The following is an 18,472-nucleotide window of genomic DNA, read 5'->3' as shown; positions in this document are numbered from 1 at the left end:
CCGCCGAGGATCGAGGCGCCCGATGACGCCGACCGCCACCATCGCCGTTCTTGCGCTCGCCCTGCTGGTCGGCATCAGCCTCGGCCTGCTGGGCGGCGGCGGCTCGATCCTCGCCGTGCCCATCCTGACCGCCGTCGGCGGCGTGGAGCCGCGAGCCGCCATCGCGTCGTCACTGCTCATCGTCGGCACGACGAGCGCCCTCGGACTGCTGCAGCACGCTCGCGCGGGCCGCGTGCGCTGGCGTGTCGGGGTAGTCTTCGGAGCGGCCGGTGTCGTCGGCGCGCTCGTCGGCGGGCTGCTCGGCCGCACGCTGCCCCCAGGCGTGCTCATGGTGCTGCTCGCCGGCACGATGATCGCCGCCGCGGTGCCGATGCTTCGCCGGCGCCCGCGTCACGACCGGGCGGAGCCCGCTCGGCCGCGCATCGCCCTCGTCCTCGTGCTCGGAACGGTTGTCGGCTCACTCGCCGGGCTGGTCGGCGCGGGGGGGGGTGCCCCTATGTCGTTTGTCAAGCGGCAAGGGCGGATTCGGTGACGTGCGGCTGGTAGAGGGTGCCGTCGCGGAGCATGGCGTAGAGGACGTCGCAGCGGCGCCTTGCGAGGGCGATGAGCGCTTGGTTGTGTCGTTTGCCCTGTGCGATCTTGCGGTCGTAGTAGGCGCGGGATTCGGGGTCGCGGAGCGCGGCGAATGCGGAGAGGAACATCGTTCGTTTCAGGATCTTGTTTCCGCGCCGGGAGGGGTGCTCGCCGCGGATCGAGGATCCGGATCGGCGGGTGACGGGTGCGAGGCCGGCGTAGGCGGCTAGGTGCCCGGCGGTTGGGAAGCTCTTCGTGGTGACCTCGGTGAGGAGTCGGGCTGCGGTCCTGACGCCGACTCCGGGCATGCTCGTCAGGACCGGCTGAAGAGGGTGCTGATCGACGAGCTTCTCAACCTCGATGGCGATCTCGTCACGCTGCCGACGCAGCGCCGCGAGCTGCTCTGCCAGGCGGGGGAGCACGAGCGCGGCAGCACCGGTGCCCGTGACCACGACCGTCTGCTCGCCGAGAGCCGTGAGGATCTCAGCCGCCCAGACGCGGCCTTTGCGGGGCGCGTTCTTGAGCAGCCGGTTCCCGAGTCGCTTCTCGCCAGCGGTGCGCATCGCGGCCGGAGACGGGTAGTGCGCCAGCAAGTCGAGGATCGCGGGGTGGTCCAGTCGCGGGCCGAGCACGCGTTCCAGAGCGGGGTGGATCTGCGTCAGCAGGCCTCTGATCCGGTTCGAGACTTGAGTGATCTGACTTGCGAGGTCGTCATCGAACCCGCAGAGCATGGAGAGCTCGGCGACCTGCTCGTCGGTCACTTGGATCGACCGCAGCGTGTGCGGCATCGTCCGCGCGGTCTCCGCGATGATGAACGCGTCACGGGCGTCGGTTTTCGCCTCGCCCGGATGCAGGTCAGCGATGCGTCGCATCGCCAGACCGGGCAGGTAGCCCACGAGTACGCCGTTGGCCTGCGCGAGCGCGACGGGAAGCGCGCCGACCGTCGCGGGCTGGTCGACGACCAGCAGCACGGTGCCGTGCGCGGCGAGCTGGTCGAGCACCGCCTTGAGCCTGCGCTCGTCATTCGGGAGCGGCCGGTCGTAGAGCCGCTGGCCCGCCCGATCCAGAGCGACCGCGTGATGTTCGCCTTTGCCGACGTCGAGCCCGACGAACACGTCGACCTCGTCGTACCTGTCGATGCTTGTGACCACCTCGTCCTCCATCCGGTTTCGCAAACGACGGCAACCGCAGGCGGCGCGTCTCGGCATCCACGTTACGAACGGCCTCGAGCAGCAGCTCGGGTCCAGCCCCTATCAGCGATCACACACCGCCAACCAGGCCCGGTGACAACACCCCCCAGATCATGACTTCGACAGGGGGCAGCAATCATGCCGAGCCCGGCAGGCCGTCAACCCTCAGGATCCCTCCATCCGGGCCACAAAGAAAGTAACGGGGGCTTCCTCATCGTCCCCGCGCTGATCCTGCTCGCCGGCCTGCCCGCGTCGGCCGCGATCGGCACATCCTTGCTCGTCATCGCGATGCAATCGCTCGCCGGGCTCGCGGCCCAACCAGCACTCCCCGACATCCCCTGGGCGCTGGTGCTGCCGTTCACCGCAATCGCCGTGGCGGGCTCCTTCCTCGGCTCGGCGCTCACCGGCCGCATCCCCGAACGGGCACTGCGCACCGGATTCGCGGTGCTCGTGCTCAGCGTGGCCGTCGCGCTGCTCGTGCAGCAGCTCGCGCTCCACCTCCCGCTCACCTGAACGACACCGCTCACCGGAGAACACCATGACCAGAACCCAGCTCGCCGGCCTCGCCGGCCTCGCGCTCGCCGCCGTCACGACAGGCTGCGCATCGACGCCCCCTGGCAGCGTCGCAGCTCCAGCGGACGCCGTCGTCATCGACGTGCGCACCGCGCCCGAGTTGGCATCCGGTCACCTCGACGGCGCGGTCCTCCTCGACGTGTCGAACGGCGACCTCGCCGCGGCACTGCCCTCGCTCGACCCTGATGCGCCCTACTTCGTCCACTGCAGGTCCGGCAGCCGGTCAGCACAGGCGGTCGCGCTCATGCGCGAGGCCGGCTTCGCGGACGTCACCGACCTCGGCGCGCTCAAGAGCGCGTCAGCGGCGACCGGCCTCGCAATCGGGCGCTGACGCCGGCCCATCCGACCATCACCGATCCAGGGAGCAACCCCGAACATGACCACGCGTGACATCACCATCGAAACGATCGACTCGACCATCGCCGGCGACGGCATGGTGCTCCTCGACTTCTGGGCGGCATGGTGCGGCCCCTGCCGCAGCTTCGCGCCCGTCTTCGACCGAGCTGCCGCGTCGAACACCGACATCGTGTTCGGTAAGGTCGACACCGAGGACCAGCAGCAGCTGGCCGCGGCGTTCCGCATCACGTCCATCCCGACGCTCATGGCCTTCCGCGACGGGATCCTCGTCTTCTCGCAGCCCGGCGCGCTGGGCCAGGCCCAGCTCGACAGCCTCATCGCCGGCGTCCGCGCGCTCGACATGGACGACGTGCGCCGCCAGGTCGCCGAGCAGCGCGCAGCCGCCGAGGCGCCGTGACTTCCCGCCGCCGCGCCCCGGTCTGCGCTCCGGGAAGCATCGAACGCGTCGTGCAGGCCGCTGTCGGCGCGCTGACCGGCGCGTTCGCGCTCAGCAACCTGCACGACGCGCCGCTCGCCATCGCCGCCACGCTCGGCGCTGCGCTCCTCCTCACCGGCGCAGTCCGCGGCTGGTGCCCGGCATCGCTGCTCGCGCGAGTCAGTGCCACCGCCGCAGAGCACAACACGCTTGGCATCCCCGAAGCCCGCCAGCCGCTCGACCAGCGAGGCCCCCGCTAGATGTACCGGGTCAGGACGTTGGTGGCTGGTTGGGGCTTGTGGATGGGGAGAACCTCCGGCTGAGTGGAGATGTCTGACGTCTTCACAAACCGGAGGTTCTCGTGCCCCACCGTAATGCTCGGCTGACTCCGCGGGGTCGGTTGCTGATCGTTGAGCGTGCTGCTGCAGGCTGGAAACATGCGCATATCGCTGCCGCGATGGGTGTCTCCCGTCGCTGCGTGCAGCGTTGGATCGCTCGACATCGATCCGAGGGCGTCGCCGGATTGAACGACCGGTCGTCTCGACCGGTGTCGTCGCCGTCACGTACCCCGGAACGCGTCGAGATTGAACTGCTCCGGTTGCGGCGGGAGCAACGCTGGGGCCGTGACGAGCTCGCGGCAGCGGTCGGAGTATCGCCGCGGACCGCGTCACGGGTCCTGGCTCGTCGCGGTCAGCCGCACCTGTCCCGGCTCGACCCGATGACCGGCGAGGTGATCCGAGCATCGAAGACGACCGCGGTCCGATACGAACGCGACCGCCCAGGCGAACTGGTCCACATGGATGTGAAGAAGCTCGGCCGCATCCCCGACGGCGGCGGTTGGCGCTCCCTCGGCCGCGCCGTCGCCGACCGGCACCGGGACACGCCGGTCGGGTTCGACTACGTCCACTCCCTCGTCGATGACCATTCCCGGCTCGCCTACTCCGAGATCCTCCCGGACGAGAAGGGTCCGACCTGCGCGGGATTCCTGGAACGCGCGATCGAGTACTTCGCCGAGCACGGCATCGCCCGCATCGAGCAGCTGATCACCGACAACGCCTGGGCATACCGATTCTCACTGCGGCAGGTCTGTGCTGAACGAGGCATCCGGCAGAAGTTCATCCGTCCGCACTGCCCCTGGCAGAACGGCAAAGTCGAACGCTTCAACCGGACGCTGCAGACCGAGTGGGCCTACCGGCAACCCTTCGAAACCAACGCTGCCCGGGCCGCGGCACTTGCGCCGTTCATCGAGCGATACAACACTCGACGCATCCACTCAGCCATCGGAACCCCACCGATAAGCCGAACCGCACCAACGTCCTGACCGGGTACAGCTAGAGCGCAGGCTTCAGCCGCCCCCTCGTGCTGCCTCGCCGATTGCTAGTCGTCGAGGACGTGTCGTGGGCCGTCGGTTCCGATGACGAGGGCTCCGGCGCAGTGCGCCGAGACGCACTCGCGCCAACGCCGCGGCGAGCTCGCGTGCAGATCGGCCCGCCAGCGCGGCCGAGCAGGATCAGTTCATCGGCCACGATCCGATGCCGTCACCGCATCCGCTCCGGCTGGCGGTGCGGATGCTGCGCGGTGTCCGCGGCGCACCAGCGCGATCGTCCAGGCGACGCCGGCGAGGAGCAGTAGCCCGCCGGCGGCATTCCACGCGACGTCATACGGCAGCAGCTCCCCCGCCTCGGCTCGCGCGGCGCGCGGCATGCAATGGGGGACGGCATCGACATGCGCCCAGGGTTGCACGGGTACGGATCCTGGCTATCGGCGGACGCTCAGATCCCCATGGCGCCCGAGGCATTCTGCGCTCGTCCGGACGTCCTTAACACTCCCGGCTCCGACACCACGTCCAAGACGCTCCACCGCGAATCGGAGAGCGATGGCGCGGCATGCGCCGGTACGACGCGGTCTCTTTGAAGCGACTCGATCGCCGGTCCGGGCCGCGGCGTCCTGCCGCTCCGGTGACGGCTCCCTCCGCCGGGGAGCTCAGCGCACTTGGCTTACCGCCACGCCGCCGGGCCGCCGGCGGGACGCATGACGTCCGGCTTCTCGGTACCAGCGCGCGCAGAAGAGCGCCACGATCGCGGCCTCGATCAGCTGCCCGCGTAGTACGTGAGCTGCGCGCCGGCTGCACGTCACCGACGGCATACAGGTCGGGAGGAGTGGCGAAGAGCGTCTTGGCGAGGATGCTGTGCGACGCCATCGTGGCGAGGGGTGCGACTGCGGTGATGAGGTGAGGCGCTCGATGCGGTGTCGAGTCGAGGCCGATGGCCGCGGTCGTCAGGAGGTAGCCCGCGAGGAGCAGGTGGGCGTGGACCGCCACGTGCACCAGCGAACCGGACTGCATCCAGCCGACCAGGGGTGTCGAATAGATCTGCCACAGTCCGCCGGCATTGAGACACGCTGCGGTGACGGCTCGCGTGTCGCCTCTCGCCTGGATGGACAGACGCGGGTCGGCGGGCGCCGCCCTCGCTCATCCACTCTTGTTCTCGAATACTCCTGGGGGTATAGTTGGATGCATCAGCGGGGACCGCGGATCGTGCCGGCACAAGCCTTCGGCCGACTCCCGCCCGCCCCGAGTCGCTTGGAGCAAGTCATGAGCTACGGCATCACCACGACAGTCGCCCTCCCCTTCGACGAAACGGTCACCGCGATCCGCGCGGCGCTCGCCACGCAGGGATTCGGCGTGCTGACCGAGATCGACATGGCGGCGACGCTCAAGGCGAAGCTCGATGTCGACATGCCCCCGCAGGTGATCCTGGGCGCGTGCAATCCTCCGCTCGCGCTCCGCGCGCTCCAGGCGGAGGAGTCCATCGGACTGCTACTCCCCTGCAACGTCACGGTGCGCGACGCCGGCGACGGTACGTCGGTCGTCGAGGCGCTCGACCCGAAGGTCATGGTCGGCGTCACCGGGAACGAGGCGCTGCGAGCGGTCGCAGACGAAGCGGCGGACCGCCTGGGCGCAGCGCTGGCCGAAGTCGGCAGCGGCAACGAGTGACGGCGCGACTGCGCCTTAAGCACGAGAACGGGGAGGTCGAAGCATGTTGATGGGCAACTGGAGCGGCATGGGCAACTGGAGCGGCATGGGCAACTGGGGCGGCATGGGCCCCGGAATGGGGTGGGTGTTCCTGCTCTTGATGATCGCGGGCATCGCGGCGCTCGTCGTCCTGACGGTGCGGCTCGCGACCGGCGGTCTGAACCGCGGAGGCCACCGGCCACCGGAGCCGCGAGGCGGATCGGCGCGCGCCATTCTCGACGAGCGCTACGCGCGTGGCGAGATCGACCACGCTGAGTACGACGAGCGAGTCGCACGCCTGCGCGACGCTCCTTGATGGAGCCGATCACCCGCCGCCAGGCTCTGCTGCTGGGCGCCTGCGGCGCCGCGGGCGTGGTAGTCGGTGGGCTCGGGCTCAGCAGCACGGGTCTGCCCTGGACCTCGCCCGATGCAACGCCCTCCGGGCCGCTGGCCGAGCCGAGCTCGCTGCGAAGCCGCGGGGGCGTGCTCCGCACCGAGCTGGTCGCCGCGGAGCACGAGAACGAGATAGCCGGCCGCAGGGCGCTCGTGCTCGGCTACAACGGCAGCGTCCCGGCCTCGACGTGGCGCGTGCGCCCGGGCGACCGCATCGAGGTCCGCCTCGAGAACCGTCTTCGCGAGCCGACCAATCTCCACACGCATGGGCTCCACGTCTCCCCGACAGGGAACGGAGACAATCCCCTCATCAGCCTCGCACCCGGCGAGGTGTTCGACTACCGCTTCGACCTTCCTCCCGACCACCCCAGCGGCGTGTTCTGGTATCACCCCCACCACCACGGCAACGTCGCCGATCAGATCTTCGGCGGCCTCTTCGGTGCCATCGTGGTCGAAGGCGACGCGCTCCCGGTCGCCCGCGAGCGGGTGCTCGTGATCTCGGACATCTCGTTCGCCGGCGGAGCCGTCGCTGCCGCTTCGGAGGCAGATCGCATGATGGGCCGGGAGGGCGACTTCCTGATGGTCAACGGTCAACTGCTGCCCGAGATCGTCGCGCGGCCGCGGGAGCGGGAGCGCTGGCGGATCGTCAATGCCTGCACGGCGCGCTACCTCCGACTCGCGCTGCCTGGTCAGCGGCTGGAGCTCCTGGGCATCGACTCCGGGCACGAACCGCGGCCGCGCGCCGTCGATGAGGTCCTGCTGGCTCCCGGCAACAGGGCGGATCTCCTGGTGACGATGCAGGCCGGAAGTGCCCAGCTGCGCACACTCGGCTACGACCGGGGCGCCGCCATGATGGGCGGGATGATGGCCGGCGGGGGCAGCTCCTCCGGCCCGGCGCTGCTCGCCTTCGTCGAAGTTCGCGGGCCCGACGCCGCGGTGCTGCCCGCCGTGCCCCCGCGCGCGCCCGACGCCGACCTGCGCTCCCGCACTCCCGACGCGCTGCGCGAGATCTCCTTCACCATGACCATGGGGATGGGCATGCCGCAGCAGGGCGGGATGATGGCCCTGGGTTTCGACGGGCGCGCATTCGACGCGGGGCGCATCGATCTGCGCGTCGGCGCGGAGACCGTGGAGGAGTGGACGATCCGCAACCCCACGCCGATGGATCATCCGTTCCACCTGCACGTCTGGCCGATGCAGCTGATCCAGGTGAACGGATCGGCGATCGACGGCACCCAGTGGCGGGACGTCGTGAACGTCCCGGCTCAGGGCTCGGTCGTGGTGCGCATCGACTTCGCACGGTTCACGGGCCTCACGGTCTACCACTGCCACATCCTCGATCACGAGGACCTAGGGATGATGGGAACGGTCAAGGCTGCATGAGCGGCGGCCAGCTGCTGGACACCGAGGTTCGCTACCTCACCGAAGACGACGAGTCGATCGATAGCCGGAGCGTTCGACCAGTTCAAGTCCGGTGGGCGACGGACCTATTTCCGTCCCCACTCTCCAATCAGTCACTTGCGTGGGCTCCCTCATCAGCGCCTGCCCAGCACGCTTACAGGGCACCGAGGCCAGCTCTCGAGCGTGCAGCCCTTCGCGGGGTACCCTCAGCGCATGCCATGCCCATGACCCCCCGCCGAACTGGCTGCACAACTCGGCCACGATGACGACGGGCGCGCAATCCGCGCCTTCTTCGTTACCCGACGACGGACGCGGGCACTTCAGCACACATCCCCTGCAAGCTGACGCCCGAGCAGGCCGAACGGGTGCGCGAGCGCTACGTCGCAAGGGCTGTCTGCTGTCGATGCCGCGCGGTGAGATAGAGCCGGTGCGCGGTGATGACGACCGCGAGCCAGCCCACTCCCAACATCCATGCGACGAGCACGTCGGTGAACCAGTGGTGGCCGAGGTAGATGCGGCTGATGCCGATGCTGACGGCGAACACCACGGCCACGGCGATGGTCGCGACCTGGACGACACGGCTCGACTGCCGCAGGAGCAGCATGTAGGCGATCGCGCCCGCAATCGCTGTGGCGTTGAGCGTGTGCCCACTTGGGAACGAGGGCGAATGCTCGAACGGTGGCACGGCGTCGTTGAACCCCGGCCGCACCCGCGCGACGAGTCCCTTGCCGACGACCGTCATCAGCAGCGATCCCACGCCCGCGGCCCCGATGATCAGAACCGGCGCCCAGTTGCGGCGACGCAGCGTCAGCACGACGATGGCGAGCACGGCGATGATCGGCATCACGATCACGCCGCCGATGTTCGTGTACCACGTCACCGCCGTATCGAGCCACGGCGACCTAACCGTCACGAACGCCGGACGGTCCAAGCCTGCGACGCCGTCGGATTCTGTCACCGCGTCGTAGACCCAGGCCGCCGCGAGCGTCGCGAGCGCTGCGACCACCGCGCCGACCGCCAGGATGAGGACGAGAGCCGCGTGAGGCCCGAGCAGCTCGCTCAGGCGGTGGACCATCAAAGCGCCGACCCGGCCGGCGCGCGACGGCCAACGGGTCAGATCCTTCGTGCCCAGGTGGCGCTCGACCTCGACTTCCGCGTCGGGACCCGTCTGCTTCGGGTCCTCGCGATCCCGCTGCATCGATGCTCCTGTCCGCCGGCCTGGAGCGATCCTGGCACGGCGTTCCCGATCGAGCACGCCTGCGGCGCTCGCACCTGAGAGCGCTCTCAGGTGGTCTCAGAGTCGCCACAGTGCCGGACCGGGAGTCTCATCACATCGACTCGATCACCGGGTCGGCCCGGACCGGCAAGGGTTCGGAAACCGAACAGGAGCACACCATGAAGAACCTCAAGAAGAAGGCAGCCGTGACCGGCATCATCGCCACGACGCTCGCCTTCGGTGGAGCCGGCCTCGCCATGGCGGCGAACCCCGACAGCACGCAGCCGTCGTCCTCGGCGACCGACGAGCAGGAACCGTCGTACACGGGCACCGTGCAGGCGCCGCAGGACGCGACCTCCCCCGACGGCACCGACACGGAGCTGTCCGAGGCCGACGAGGCCGCGAGCCTGCAGAGCCTCGCCACGGTCACGCCCGAGGAGGCGACGGCAGCAGCGCTCGCAGCGGTGCCCGGCACCGCCGGCGACGCGACGCTCGAGGACGAGAACGGCTACGTCGTCTACGAGGTCCAGGTGACCGCGGCCGACGGCTCCGTGATCGAGGTCAAGGTCGACGCCGGCGACGCGAGCGTGCTCGCGCAGGAGGCTGACGAGCCCGAGTGCACCGACGAGGCCACCGAGAACGGCACCGAGCAGCAGGACGAGACGGGCGAGAACGGCGCCGAAGACCCCAACACCTGACCCCCGACCACCGCCGGCGGAGCAACGCGCTCCGCCGGCGCTGTCGCACGCTCAGCGTCAGTCCGATGAATCAGGAGAATCACACGTGCCCGACGTCTTCCTCGCAGGCCTGCTCGACCCGGTCTCGCTCCTCACCGGAGCAGGGCCGTGGGTGCTACTCGCCCTCGCCGCCATCATCTTCGTCGAGACGGGACTGCTGTTCCCCTTCCTGCCGGGCGACAGCCTGCTGTTCGCCGCCGGACTGCTGAGCCCGCAGCTCGGCCTTCCCATCCCGCTCGTGCTGGTCGTCGCGGCGGCCGCAGCCATTGCCGGGGATCAGATCGGCTACCTGCTGGGTCGGCGCTACGGTCGGCGGCTGTTCTCGCCTGACGCGAGGATCCTCAAGTCCTCATATCTCGAGCAGGCGGACGCGTTCTTCCTCAAGCACGGCGCGAGAGCGCTCGTGCTGGCTCGCTTCGTGCCGATCGCGCGCACCTTCGTTCCACCGGTCGTGGGAATGTCCCGCCTGCCGTACCGCACCTTCGTCCTCTGGAACGTGCTCGGGGCGGTCGCGTGGGTCGCGATCGCCGTGCTCGCCGGGCGGTGGCTCGGCGGCGTGCCGCGGGTCGCGCACAACGTCGACGCCATCGCCCTTGCGGTCGTCGCGATCTCTGTCGTCCCGCTGGTGATCGAGGTGGTGCGCGCTCGCCGAGCGGCACGCCTGCGCGACGCGGACTGAACGACCACGGGAGTGGAGCGCGGCAGTCACAATGGAACGCATGCGGGTGCTGCTTGTGGAGGACGAACGACGGCTGGCCGAGGCGGTCCGACACGGGCTGATCGCCGAGGCGTTCAGCGTCGACTGGGCCGACAACGGCATCGACGGACTGTGGAAGGCCAAGGAGCAGCAGTACGACGTCGTGGTGCTGGACATCATGCTGCCGGGCCTCAACGGCTACAAGGTGTGCGAGGGCATGCGCGCAGCCGGCATCTGGACGCCCGTGCTGATGCTGACGGCGAAGGACGGAGAATACGACCAGGCGGATGCCTTCGACCTGGGTGCCGACGACTACCTGATCAAGCCGTGCTCGTTCATCGTGCTCGTCGCGAGGCTGCGAGCGCTCGTGCGCCGCGGCGCGCCGGAGCGGCCGGTCGCGCTCAGCGTGGGCGACCTTTCGCTGGATCCGGTGCGCCACCGCGTCGAGCGCGGCGGGACGGAGATCGCGCTCACGCCGCGGGAGTTCGGGCTGCTCGAGTTCTTGATGCGGCACCCCGGCGAGGTCGCCACGAAGACGCAGATCGTGGAGGCGGTCTGGGACGCGGCCTACGAGGGCGACCACAACGTGGTGGAGGTCTACATCGGCTACCTGAGGAAGAAGATTGACCAGCCGTTCGGACGCACATCGATCAGGACGGTGCGCGGTGTCGGCTATCGACTCATAGCTCGGGACTGACCTCTCGAGTCCGGGTCCGTCCGCGTCGTCACGCCCGGCGTCACGCCTCGCGCTGCCGCGGCAGCGTGACGCGCAGCGCAGCTCCGGTGCCGCTGTCGACGACCTCGACCTTGCCGCCGTGAGCGAGCACGATCTCCTTGACGATCGCGAGGCCGAGTCCGGTGCCGCCCTCGTCGCGGGCCCTGCTCTCGTCCAGCCGCACGAAGCGGTCGAACACGCGCTCCCGGTCGGCGGCGGGGATGCCCGGCCCGTCGTCGCGCACTTCGATGACGGCAATGCCGGCCTCGGCTCGCACACTCAGCGCCACCACCTCGCGCGCGTGCCGCACGGCATTGTCGACGAGGTTCCGGACGGCCTGGGCCAGCTGAGGCGACGACCCAGAGACGCGCACCGCCTCGATCCTCGCCTCGACCGTCAAGGCGGTGGTGGAGCGGATGCGGTCGCGCTCGGCCGCGAGCAGATCGTCGAGGTCGACGTCATGCTGCTCTCGGGCGAGCCCCCGCTCGTCAGCTCGGGCGAGCAGCAGCAGCCCGTTCACGAGCCGCTCCATCCGTGTCGCCTCCTCGACGAAAGCCTCCGCGGCGGTCCCAGAGAGCGCCCCGTCGGGATGGGCGACGACCGTCTCCCCCATCGCCTTGATCGTGGCGATCGGGCTGCGCAGCTCGTGGCTGGCGTCGGCGACGAACCGCCGCTGCGAGAGCTGAGCCGCCTCCAGCCGCCCCAGCATCCCATTCATCGTCACGGCCAGCCGGCCGATCTCGTCCTGCGCCGCGGGGACGGGCACGCGCTCGGTCAACTGCCGTCCGCCGATCGCGGCCACCTTCGCACGGATGGCCTCCACCGGCTGCAGCGAGCGACCAACGAGCCAGTACGTCGAGACAGCGACGACGAGCACAAGGATGGGGTAGCCGATCGCCAGCAGCGGCAGCACTGCGGCCGTGCTCTCGTCCACCGACTCGAGCGACTGCGCGACGAGGACGGTGTACGTCCCGGTCGGCGTCCCGATGGCGGCGCGCGCGACTCGGTACGCCTCTTCCTCCTCCACCGGCAGCGTCGCATCGTCCCAGACGATCCCGTCGGCGGGGTCGAGGGGCTGGCCGAGCGCAGGCTCACCTTCCAGGTCGGCCGACTGGCTCGCCACGTCGCCGTCGGCGGTGAGGATCTGCACGACCGTGCCCTGGCGCGACGCGCTCTGCGCGGTCGACCCTAGCGACCGCGCCAGCGCGTCGGCGCTCGTTCCAGCCGGGATCGCCTCGAGCTCGACGAAGACCTCCTCGACGCGGTCCTGCACCGACGCCTCGACACTCGCGCTCAACGAGCGCCGCAGCAGCAGTACGAGCGCCGCCGAACCCAGCGCGAGCGCGACGGCGACGATGATGGTGGCGGCCAGCGCTGCTCGGGCTCGAACCCCGATGACGCCGCGCAGCGGCTCCGGCGCGCGAGACGAGCTCGTGCTGGTGCCGTGATTCATCGCTCCGCCCTTGCCATGGCCGAACGATATCCCAGCCGATTCAGCGGTGTGCTCGCGCCTGAGAGCGCTCTCAGGTGGCCAGGTCGGCCCGGATCGGCAGCGGTCCGCCGTGCCGCTCAGCCAATGGACGCGGGCACCTCGTAGTCGGTTGCGGCTAGGTCCAGCTCATCCGGTCCCGAATCGGCGTCGACGATCGAGACGGCGCTCGGACGTCAGACTGCTGAACCTGGGCGATGCTCATAGCCACGTCCTTCGCCTCCGGTGCGCTGAAACGGGCGCGCCAGACCTGCGCATCCACGGCGCTGAGGCTCACCACCGCTCCATCGCACTCGGCGAGCCAGAGCGTCTCGACAGCTCCGGGGGAGCCAGGATGTGGCCCGTCCGGATCGTTGGGTTCGACGAGCATAGACAGCACCATTCGCGCGGTTTGTTCGTCGGTCGCCAGTTCACTCAAGCTCGGCCTCGCCGGTTCCTCTCGGCGTTCGTCACCGACGAGGTGCGCCGGCAACCCCGGTGGATCAGCGGCGCGGAGGTGCGCTATGCACCGTCGCTGGCGTCGTCCACGATGAGCCCAGCCTCGACCAGCGCCGCTCGCACGGCCTTGCGGTCGACACCCATCCGGCGACCGATCGCCCGCATCGAGACTCCCGCTCGCGCAAGCCGCACGGCCTCCGCCTTCTCGTCGAGGCCCAGCCCCGGCCGACGACTCGGCACGTTCCGGCGGCGGAGGTGGGAGAACACCGTGGCACGATGGATTCCGTACCGCTCCGCGAGCTGCTTGACGCCCATCCCGCCCAGGTAGTCGCCGATGAGAGCGTCGACCTCAGCAGCGGTCAGAAAAGTTTGAGCCGTCTCGACAGTCCTCACGACTGGCCCCCGATCGTCCCTCGGAGCGCTGAGCGGGGGACGCCGCGAGACCTCGTAGACCCCACGATTCATGCGGGTGACGAGGGTCTTCGTCTTGGGGGCGGAGTTGCCGAACGTGCTATCCAGGCACCCCAAACGGGTCAGGTGTGAACTTGCGACCAAGGGTCCGCCCTTGGTCGCGGTTCGCGCCTGGCCCATCTTCTTTGCCTCGGCGGCCCAGCTCAGGGCGTCGGCATGGAGGCCGGAAAGGCTCAGCCCGTCGTACGGGTTGCGGTAGCCGACGCGCACGTCGTTGTCCTCGTCGATGTAGATCGTCTTGAACAGCGCCTGATTGATGAGCCGACGGTTCGCGTCGTCGGCGTGCTCGTAAATGTCGGCGGCGTTGGACAGCAGTTTCAGGGGGTCGTCGAGGTTCTCTCGCGCAGCCGCGTAGTGGCCGTGGTGCGCGCCGATCCTGTGTTCGATAGTCTCCAACGAGGCGGTGATCCGGTCCTGCTCCTTCTTGAGGAGGTGGAGTGGGATGGCTCCGGCGTAGTGGGCTTGGAGCAGCTTCTGCTGCTCACCTTCGAGCTGGGTTCTCCGGGACGCGAGGTCGGCGAGTTCGGCGGCACCTTCGGCCATCATCTCGTCGAACCGGGCGTGAATCATCGCCGAGAGCGCCTCGATCGTTTCCGGGTCGAGCTGCACCTTGGCGTAGAAGCGCTCGATGAGTCGTTCGACCTGCTCGATCAGCATCGCTTGCCGGGTGCAGTCGCCTCGTCCTCCATGCCGACTCGCGCACACGAAGTACGGGTAGATCGTGCCCTGACTGCTCTTGGCGTTGCACACCAGTAGCCGCGAGCCGCACTGCCGGGCATGAGAAACGAACTGGTGACAGGTTCGGTTTAGGCCGCGAGTGTGAGCGGCTCGGCTAGCTTGGCTTCGAACTCGATGGGCGTCAAGCCGCCGAGGGTGTCCTGGGCTCGCTGGCGGTGGTACTTCCGTTCGATCCAGACCACGATGGCCAGCCGCAGCTCCTGCCGGCTCGTCCACCGCTGCTGGTTGAGCACGTTCGTCTGCAGTAGTGACCAGAACGATTGTGACACTTGCGGCATGCTGCGCGGCAAGGTGGTGTCGGCTGGTGTGACCCGCAGAATGACCGACCCTCCGGGTGTCCTCATTTGGAGATATGTCCGCCGGCCGCACCGCCGACTTCAGATGGCTTGATTAGGAGCTTGTCCCTTCGGGTGACCCGTCACAGTCCTGCCTCGATCCCTCCGGCGGTGGACCCATCGAAGAGGAAGAGGTAGAGAAATGGCTGCTCTTGCAGAGCTCGTCGACCATGTGATCGGCGTTGATCCGGATCGCGACCGGGTGACAGCGGCCGTCGTCAGCGTCACCACGGCAGGGTGAACTAGCGTCGGCGACGTTTCCCGCGACGCGACGAGGGTACGGTCAAGCGCTCAGGTGGGCCAAGACGCTCACGGTCGACGAACGACGCGCGTGGGCGATCGAGTCGACCGGCAGCTACGGTGCTGGCCTGGCTTGGGTAAGAGTCCGGGGATGGATTCGCTCTCTCACTCTCATCTCACGTTGCCCCGCATAACGTCGCAGGCATGACTGATTTCGCCATTCAGACGCAGCATCTGAGCGTGTCCTACGGGACCCGGGATGCGCTGCGCGATCTGTCACTGCAGATTCCGCGGGGTGAGATCTTCGGGCTCCTCGGACACAACGGCGCCGGAAAGACGACCACCGTCAGCGTCCTCACGACGCTGATACCGCCCAGCGCGGGGGCCGCGCTGGTGAACGGGCACGACGTCGCCACCCAGGCCGGTGAGGTGCGGCGGTCGATCGGCTACCTTCCCGAGAACGTGCAGTTCTACGACCACCTCACCGTCAGGGAGAATTTGCGGTTCTTCGGACGCCTCTCCGGGTTGCGGAGACCGGATCCGCGTATTTCCGAGGTCCTCGACTTCCTCGACTTCGGCGGTGTGGAGGATCGCCGCGTCGGCGGGTTCAGCAAAGGGATGCGCCAGCGGATCGGTATCGCACAGGCGATCCTGCACGCCCCGACAGTGCTGTTCCTGGACGAACCCACGTCTGGGCTCGATCCCGAAGGCGTGCGGGGGCTCCGAGACACCATCTCCAAACTCAACAGCGAGTACGGGATGACGATCTTCATGAACACGCATCTCTTGTCGGAAGTGACCAAGACCTGCACCAGCATCGGGATCCTGCGCAACGGGACGCTGGTGCACAACGGCACGATCGCGGCGACACGGGACGCGTACCCGGGGGACGACTCGCTCGAGGCCCTGTACTTCACCCTCGAGTCCCCGCCGATCCGATGACCGGCTTCGCCGCATCCTTCGAGCACGAGCTGCTGTGCACGAGGCGAGCCCGGATGCCGCAGCTGCTGCTGTTCGTGTTCCTCGGGATGGTGTCATTGTCAGCGGTCATCGGATGGAGCGCCCGCAGCACCGTGACCGCCGTGTACCAGCAGATCACTGCGTCCGGGCTCACGTCCGCGCCGAATCCTTTCGATGGGACGTCACCGCTCTACTATGCGCACAATTCCGTGATCTACGTCGTCCTCATCGGCGCTCTCATGGCCATCGTGCTCGGAGTCCAGGCGACGCTGCGCGACAGAAAGGCGACCACCTACAACCTGGTCCTGAGCCGCCCGACGAATCCCGTCGCACGTCTCCTGGGCCAGCTCGCGGCATTGAGCGTCGTGATCGCGTCCGTGGTCGCGCTCAGCACAGTCGTCAGTTGGGTGAGCATCTCCGCGATCTCCGGAGGTCCGCTGGAGTTGGATTCGACCGTGCGTCTCATCTTGTTCGCCGCGCTGTCCTGGCTACTGCTGACCGGCTTCTGCGTGCTCGGCATGATCTCGGGGATCTACAGCAAGAAGGAGACGACAGCATTGCTGATCCCCTTCGTAATCTGGAGCTTCATCACGTTCGTTCTCCCGCAGCTGGGCACAGCCGCCCGTCCGGTGGCGTTGCTGAACCCGGTGCCCTCCGTCCCGGCACCCACAGGCGGGGTGTTCGACGCCATCAACCTGGTCACCGGCCCGTTCGCGGTGACCGAACAGTTCAAGCATGCTTCCGCCATCCTGCTCCGAGACGCGACGACCACGGGTGACCCTGTGCCGGGGGTCATCGCGGTCGCGGTCTTCGTCGTCGTCCTCGCCCTCGCAGTGGCGACAACAACCCGCGAACGGATGAGGAGCGCACTCAATGACTGACCTGTTCGCCGTCGCATCCAAGGAAGTCCTCGATCTTCGGCGCGATCCGCTCTTGGGCGTTCTGTTGGGCTTCCTCACCATCAGTATCGTCATCTCGGTGCTGATCGGCTCCGCGGACTTCCACGGACAACTCGATGCGTATCACCAGTACGTCAGCCAGCTGTCGAGCTCGAACAGCACCGCCGTCCCCGCGGCACCGCAGCTGTTCCCCTTGCAGCTGCTTCGTGGGGGCATCGAGTACGTCGAGATCTTGGGTGCCCTGCTGGCGGTCGTACTCGGATACGGCACCGTCGCCAAAGAGAAGTACCGGGGCACGCTCGATCTCATTCTCACGCGTCCGCTACGTCGATTCTCGATGGCCGGCGGCAAGCTCATCGCGCTGTCGTTCGTCTGGATGGTCGTCGTCGCCGCGATCAGTCTCGTCTCGGTCGCGGCGGTCGCAACGGTCGGCGGTGCTGCGCTGTCCGGTTCCGATCTCGTCCGCGTCCTCATCGTTGCCGTCGTGGCGTGGTTCTATCTGGTCTTCTGGAGCGCCCTGTCGGTCGGTATCACGGCGCTGTCACGTCAGCTCAGCGCTGGGCTGATCGTCGGACTCGTCGTCTGGCTCGTCGTGGTGCTGATCATGCCCCAGATCGGGGACACCATGGATCCCGACAACCAGGTGCCTGGCGGATTGTTCGCGTCTCTCCAGATCAAGAAGGCGGACGAGCTCACCGTCATGGCGCACTTCACCGGGTTCGACACGATCCGCAACGGGATCGAGGTGTCCTCGATCGAGAAGCACTTCGAACGCCTGTCGTTCGCCTTCACCGGAATCAAGCAGCAATACAACCAGCAGCCGCTCGGCAGCATCTGGGCGGACATGTTCCCCTACGCCATCACCCTGACGGCAGCGAGCGTCGCCTCCGTCGTCTTCGCCATGCTCGCCACCACCCGGCGCACTTTGAGAAGGAAGCTCCCATGAACCGAAAAGCCCTCATCGCCATCATCGTCGTCGCCGCGGCAATCGCGGCAGTGATCGTCGGCGTCAACATCGCCGCCCAAGTGCCGACCGCATCGAACGGGTCGCCCACTCAGACCGCGTCCCCGGGCACCGCATCCTCACTACTGCCCGTCCAGACCAACCCGATCCAGAACACCAGCACGCTGCCTGGCTTGTCGATCGAGAACGCATTGGCCGAGAACAACGTGGACCCGTCGACCAAGCAAGCGATCGGGGACCGGCTGCAGATCACTCTGAAGAACTCGTCCACGAAGACGCTCAACGGGTTCGAAGTCTTCTACACGATGACGGATGCCACCACGCACGCGTCCGAGTCCTACTACCTGCCCTTGACGGACCTCACGCTCCCGGCAGGAGCGACCACGACCATCTACTTCGACAACGAGAAGGGGCCGCACCACTACGCAGAGAACCGGTACAGCATTTATCGCAGCTCAACGAACAAGGTCGACTTCGCGATCCAGGTCAGCGCCAAGGACGCGGCCATCGCGAAAGGCTCCGCAACCAAGGGCGCAGGGACCGGAGAAGTCGTCGGCGGGTGACGAGAAACCCCACGACGCCGTCGGAGCGGGCACACGTGCCGAAAGGCAGATCGACTACAGTCATACGTCAACCGGACGGGGACAGGAAGATGCGC

The 18,472-nt window shown here is 68.2% G+C and carries 22 protein-coding genes and 1 pseudogene; 16 read left to right on the top strand and 7 right to left on the bottom strand.

What is annotated here, in order from left to right:
* Window positions 1-22: 22 nt before the first annotated feature.
* Window positions 23-532 carry a sulfite exporter TauE/SafE family protein gene (locus tag HMPREF1529_RS12570; protein WP_016465086.1) on the top strand — a complete coding sequence of 170 codons (510 nt, stop codon included), beginning with the start codon at window positions 23-25 and terminating at the stop codon, window positions 530-532.
* Here HMPREF1529_RS12570 and HMPREF1529_RS12565 read toward each other — a convergent pair.
* The gene (locus HMPREF1529_RS12565) at window positions 507-1,736 is read right to left on the bottom strand and encodes an IS110 family transposase (protein WP_036282655.1); all 1,230 of its coding nucleotides are present in this window, start codon (window positions 1,734-1,736) and stop codon (window positions 507-509) included. The two genes, HMPREF1529_RS12570 and HMPREF1529_RS12565, sit on opposite strands and share 26 nt — an antisense overlap.
* A 165-nt stretch (window positions 1,737-1,901) precedes the next feature.
* Between HMPREF1529_RS12565 and HMPREF1529_RS12560 the strand changes: the two genes are divergently transcribed.
* The 5 genes from HMPREF1529_RS12560 (at window position 1,902) to HMPREF1529_RS15730 (ending at window position 4,429) form a co-directional block, all read left to right on the top strand.
* Window positions 1,902-2,276: a sulfite exporter TauE/SafE family protein gene (locus tag HMPREF1529_RS12560; RefSeq protein ID WP_016465085.1), complete on the top strand. Its 375-nt coding sequence runs from the start codon at window positions 1,902-1,904 to the stop codon at window positions 2,274-2,276.
* 25 nt (window positions 2,277-2,301) lie between these two features.
* Window positions 2,302-2,667 carry a rhodanese-like domain-containing protein gene (locus tag HMPREF1529_RS12555; RefSeq protein WP_016465084.1) on the top strand — a complete coding sequence of 122 codons (366 nt, stop codon included), beginning with the start codon at window positions 2,302-2,304 and terminating at the stop codon, window positions 2,665-2,667.
* A gap of 45 nt (window positions 2,668-2,712) precedes the next feature.
* Complete coding sequence (locus tag HMPREF1529_RS12550) at window positions 2,713-3,090, top strand: thioredoxin family protein (RefSeq protein ID WP_016465083.1); 378 nt, start codon at window positions 2,713-2,715, stop codon at window positions 3,088-3,090.
* Window positions 3,087-3,368 (top strand): YgaP-like transmembrane domain, encoded by a 282-nt coding sequence (locus tag HMPREF1529_RS12545; protein ID WP_016465082.1) that lies wholly within the window; start codon window positions 3,087-3,089, stop codon window positions 3,366-3,368. Before HMPREF1529_RS12550 ends, HMPREF1529_RS12545 begins: the two co-directional genes overlap by 4 nt.
* Window positions 3,369-3,469: 101 nt before the next feature.
* Window positions 3,470-4,429, top strand: coding sequence for an IS481 family transposase (locus HMPREF1529_RS15730; protein WP_084675221.1), 960 nt, complete (start codon window positions 3,470-3,472; stop codon window positions 4,427-4,429).
* Between the two features lie 194 nt (window positions 4,430-4,623).
* On the opposite strand, the gene HMPREF1529_RS16210 is transcribed toward HMPREF1529_RS15730, so the two are convergent.
* A complete protein-coding gene (locus HMPREF1529_RS16210; protein ID WP_016465081.1) occupies window positions 4,624-4,851 on the bottom strand; it encodes a hypothetical protein in 228 nt (75 codons plus the stop codon).
* A 76-nt stretch (window positions 4,852-4,927) separates the two neighbouring features.
* The gene (locus HMPREF1529_RS16500; RefSeq protein ID WP_359917869.1) at window positions 4,928-5,545 is read right to left on the bottom strand and encodes a cytochrome c oxidase assembly protein; all 618 of its coding nucleotides are present in this window, start codon (window positions 5,543-5,545) and stop codon (window positions 4,928-4,930) included.
* 156 nt (window positions 5,546-5,701) lie between these two features.
* Between HMPREF1529_RS16500 and HMPREF1529_RS12525 the strand changes: the two genes are divergently transcribed.
* Genes HMPREF1529_RS12525 through HMPREF1529_RS12515 form a run of 3 tightly spaced genes read left to right on the top strand, consistent with a single transcriptional unit; the run spans window position 5,702 to window position 7,897 of the window.
* Window positions 5,702-6,103: a DUF302 domain-containing protein gene (locus HMPREF1529_RS12525; protein WP_016465080.1), complete on the top strand. Its 402-nt coding sequence runs from the start codon at window positions 5,702-5,704 to the stop codon at window positions 6,101-6,103.
* A gap of 49 nt (window positions 6,104-6,152) precedes the next feature.
* Entirely contained in the window at window positions 6,153-6,437 is a 285-nt protein-coding gene (locus HMPREF1529_RS12520) for an SHOCT domain-containing protein (RefSeq protein WP_232212130.1), read from the top strand.
* The gene (locus tag HMPREF1529_RS12515; RefSeq protein ID WP_016465078.1) at window positions 6,437-7,897 is read left to right on the top strand and encodes a multicopper oxidase family protein; all 1,461 of its coding nucleotides are present in this window, start codon (window positions 6,437-6,439) and stop codon (window positions 7,895-7,897) included. The genes HMPREF1529_RS12520 and HMPREF1529_RS12515 overlap by 1 nt, the downstream gene beginning before the upstream one ends.
* Before the next feature lie 394 nt (window positions 7,898-8,291).
* On the opposite strand, the gene HMPREF1529_RS12510 is transcribed toward HMPREF1529_RS12515, so the two are convergent.
* Entirely contained in the window at window positions 8,292-9,113 is an 822-nt protein-coding gene (locus tag HMPREF1529_RS12510; RefSeq protein ID WP_016465077.1) for a phosphatase PAP2 family protein, read from the bottom strand.
* Window positions 9,114-9,310: 197 nt separating this feature from the next.
* On the opposite strand from HMPREF1529_RS12510, the gene HMPREF1529_RS12505 reads away from it, so the two are divergent.
* The 3 genes from HMPREF1529_RS12505 (at window position 9,311) to HMPREF1529_RS12495 (ending at window position 11,262) form a co-directional block, all read left to right on the top strand.
* Entirely contained in the window at window positions 9,311-9,829 is a 519-nt protein-coding gene (locus tag HMPREF1529_RS12505; RefSeq protein WP_016465076.1) for a PepSY domain-containing protein, read from the top strand.
* An 85-nt stretch (window positions 9,830-9,914) separates the two neighbouring features.
* On the top strand, window positions 9,915-10,547 hold the full coding sequence (locus tag HMPREF1529_RS12500; RefSeq protein WP_016465075.1) for a VTT domain-containing protein: 633 nt from the start codon (window positions 9,915-9,917) through the stop codon (window positions 10,545-10,547).
* Between the two features lie 40 nt (window positions 10,548-10,587).
* The gene (locus HMPREF1529_RS12495) at window positions 10,588-11,262 is read left to right on the top strand and encodes a response regulator transcription factor (RefSeq protein ID WP_033107200.1); all 675 of its coding nucleotides are present in this window, start codon (window positions 10,588-10,590) and stop codon (window positions 11,260-11,262) included.
* 40 nt (window positions 11,263-11,302) lie between these two features.
* Here HMPREF1529_RS12495 and HMPREF1529_RS12490 read toward each other — a convergent pair whose 3' ends face one another.
* From HMPREF1529_RS12490 to HMPREF1529_RS15440, 3 genes and pseudogenes are all read right to left on the bottom strand, one after another.
* Window positions 11,303-12,733, bottom strand: coding sequence for a sensor histidine kinase (locus tag HMPREF1529_RS12490; protein WP_016465073.1), 1,431 nt, complete (start codon window positions 12,731-12,733; stop codon window positions 11,303-11,305).
* A gap of 537 nt (window positions 12,734-13,270) precedes the next feature.
* A complete protein-coding gene (locus HMPREF1529_RS16360; RefSeq protein ID WP_016465072.1) occupies window positions 13,271-14,335 on the bottom strand; it encodes a hypothetical protein in 1,065 nt (354 codons plus the stop codon).
* Between the two features lie 149 nt (window positions 14,336-14,484).
* Window positions 14,485-14,679, bottom strand: a pseudogene (locus HMPREF1529_RS15440) (IS3 family transposase); the annotation flags it as partial.
* Window positions 14,680-15,195: 516 nt separating this feature from the next.
* Here HMPREF1529_RS15440 and HMPREF1529_RS12465 point away from each other — a divergent pair.
* Genes HMPREF1529_RS12465 through HMPREF1529_RS12450 form a run of 4 tightly spaced genes read left to right on the top strand, consistent with a single transcriptional unit; the run spans window position 15,196 to window position 18,377 of the window.
* Window positions 15,196-15,933 carry an ABC transporter ATP-binding protein gene (locus HMPREF1529_RS12465; protein WP_016465070.1) on the top strand — a complete coding sequence of 246 codons (738 nt, stop codon included), beginning with the start codon at window positions 15,196-15,198 and terminating at the stop codon, window positions 15,931-15,933.
* Window positions 15,930-16,832, top strand: a complete 903-nt coding sequence (locus HMPREF1529_RS12460) for an ABC transporter permease (RefSeq protein WP_016465069.1) — start codon at window positions 15,930-15,932, stop codon at window positions 16,830-16,832. Before HMPREF1529_RS12465 ends, HMPREF1529_RS12460 begins: the two co-directional genes overlap by 4 nt.
* Window positions 16,825-17,796 (top strand): ABC transporter permease, encoded by a 972-nt coding sequence (locus tag HMPREF1529_RS12455; protein WP_016465068.1) that lies wholly within the window; start codon window positions 16,825-16,827, stop codon window positions 17,794-17,796. The genes HMPREF1529_RS12460 and HMPREF1529_RS12455 overlap by 8 nt, the downstream gene beginning before the upstream one ends.
* Window positions 17,793-18,377: a hypothetical protein gene (locus HMPREF1529_RS12450; protein WP_016465067.1), complete on the top strand. Its 585-nt coding sequence runs from the start codon at window positions 17,793-17,795 to the stop codon at window positions 18,375-18,377. Before HMPREF1529_RS12455 ends, HMPREF1529_RS12450 begins: the two co-directional genes overlap by 4 nt.
* The last annotated feature ends 95 nt before the right edge of the window (window positions 18,378-18,472 follow it).

It is taken from the genome of Microbacterium sp. oral taxon 186 str. F0373 (assembly GCF_000411455.1).
Taxonomy (GTDB): Bacteria; Actinomycetota; Actinomycetes; order Actinomycetales; family Microbacteriaceae; genus Microbacterium.
This window is presented reverse-complemented; position numbering and strand designations above follow the sequence as displayed.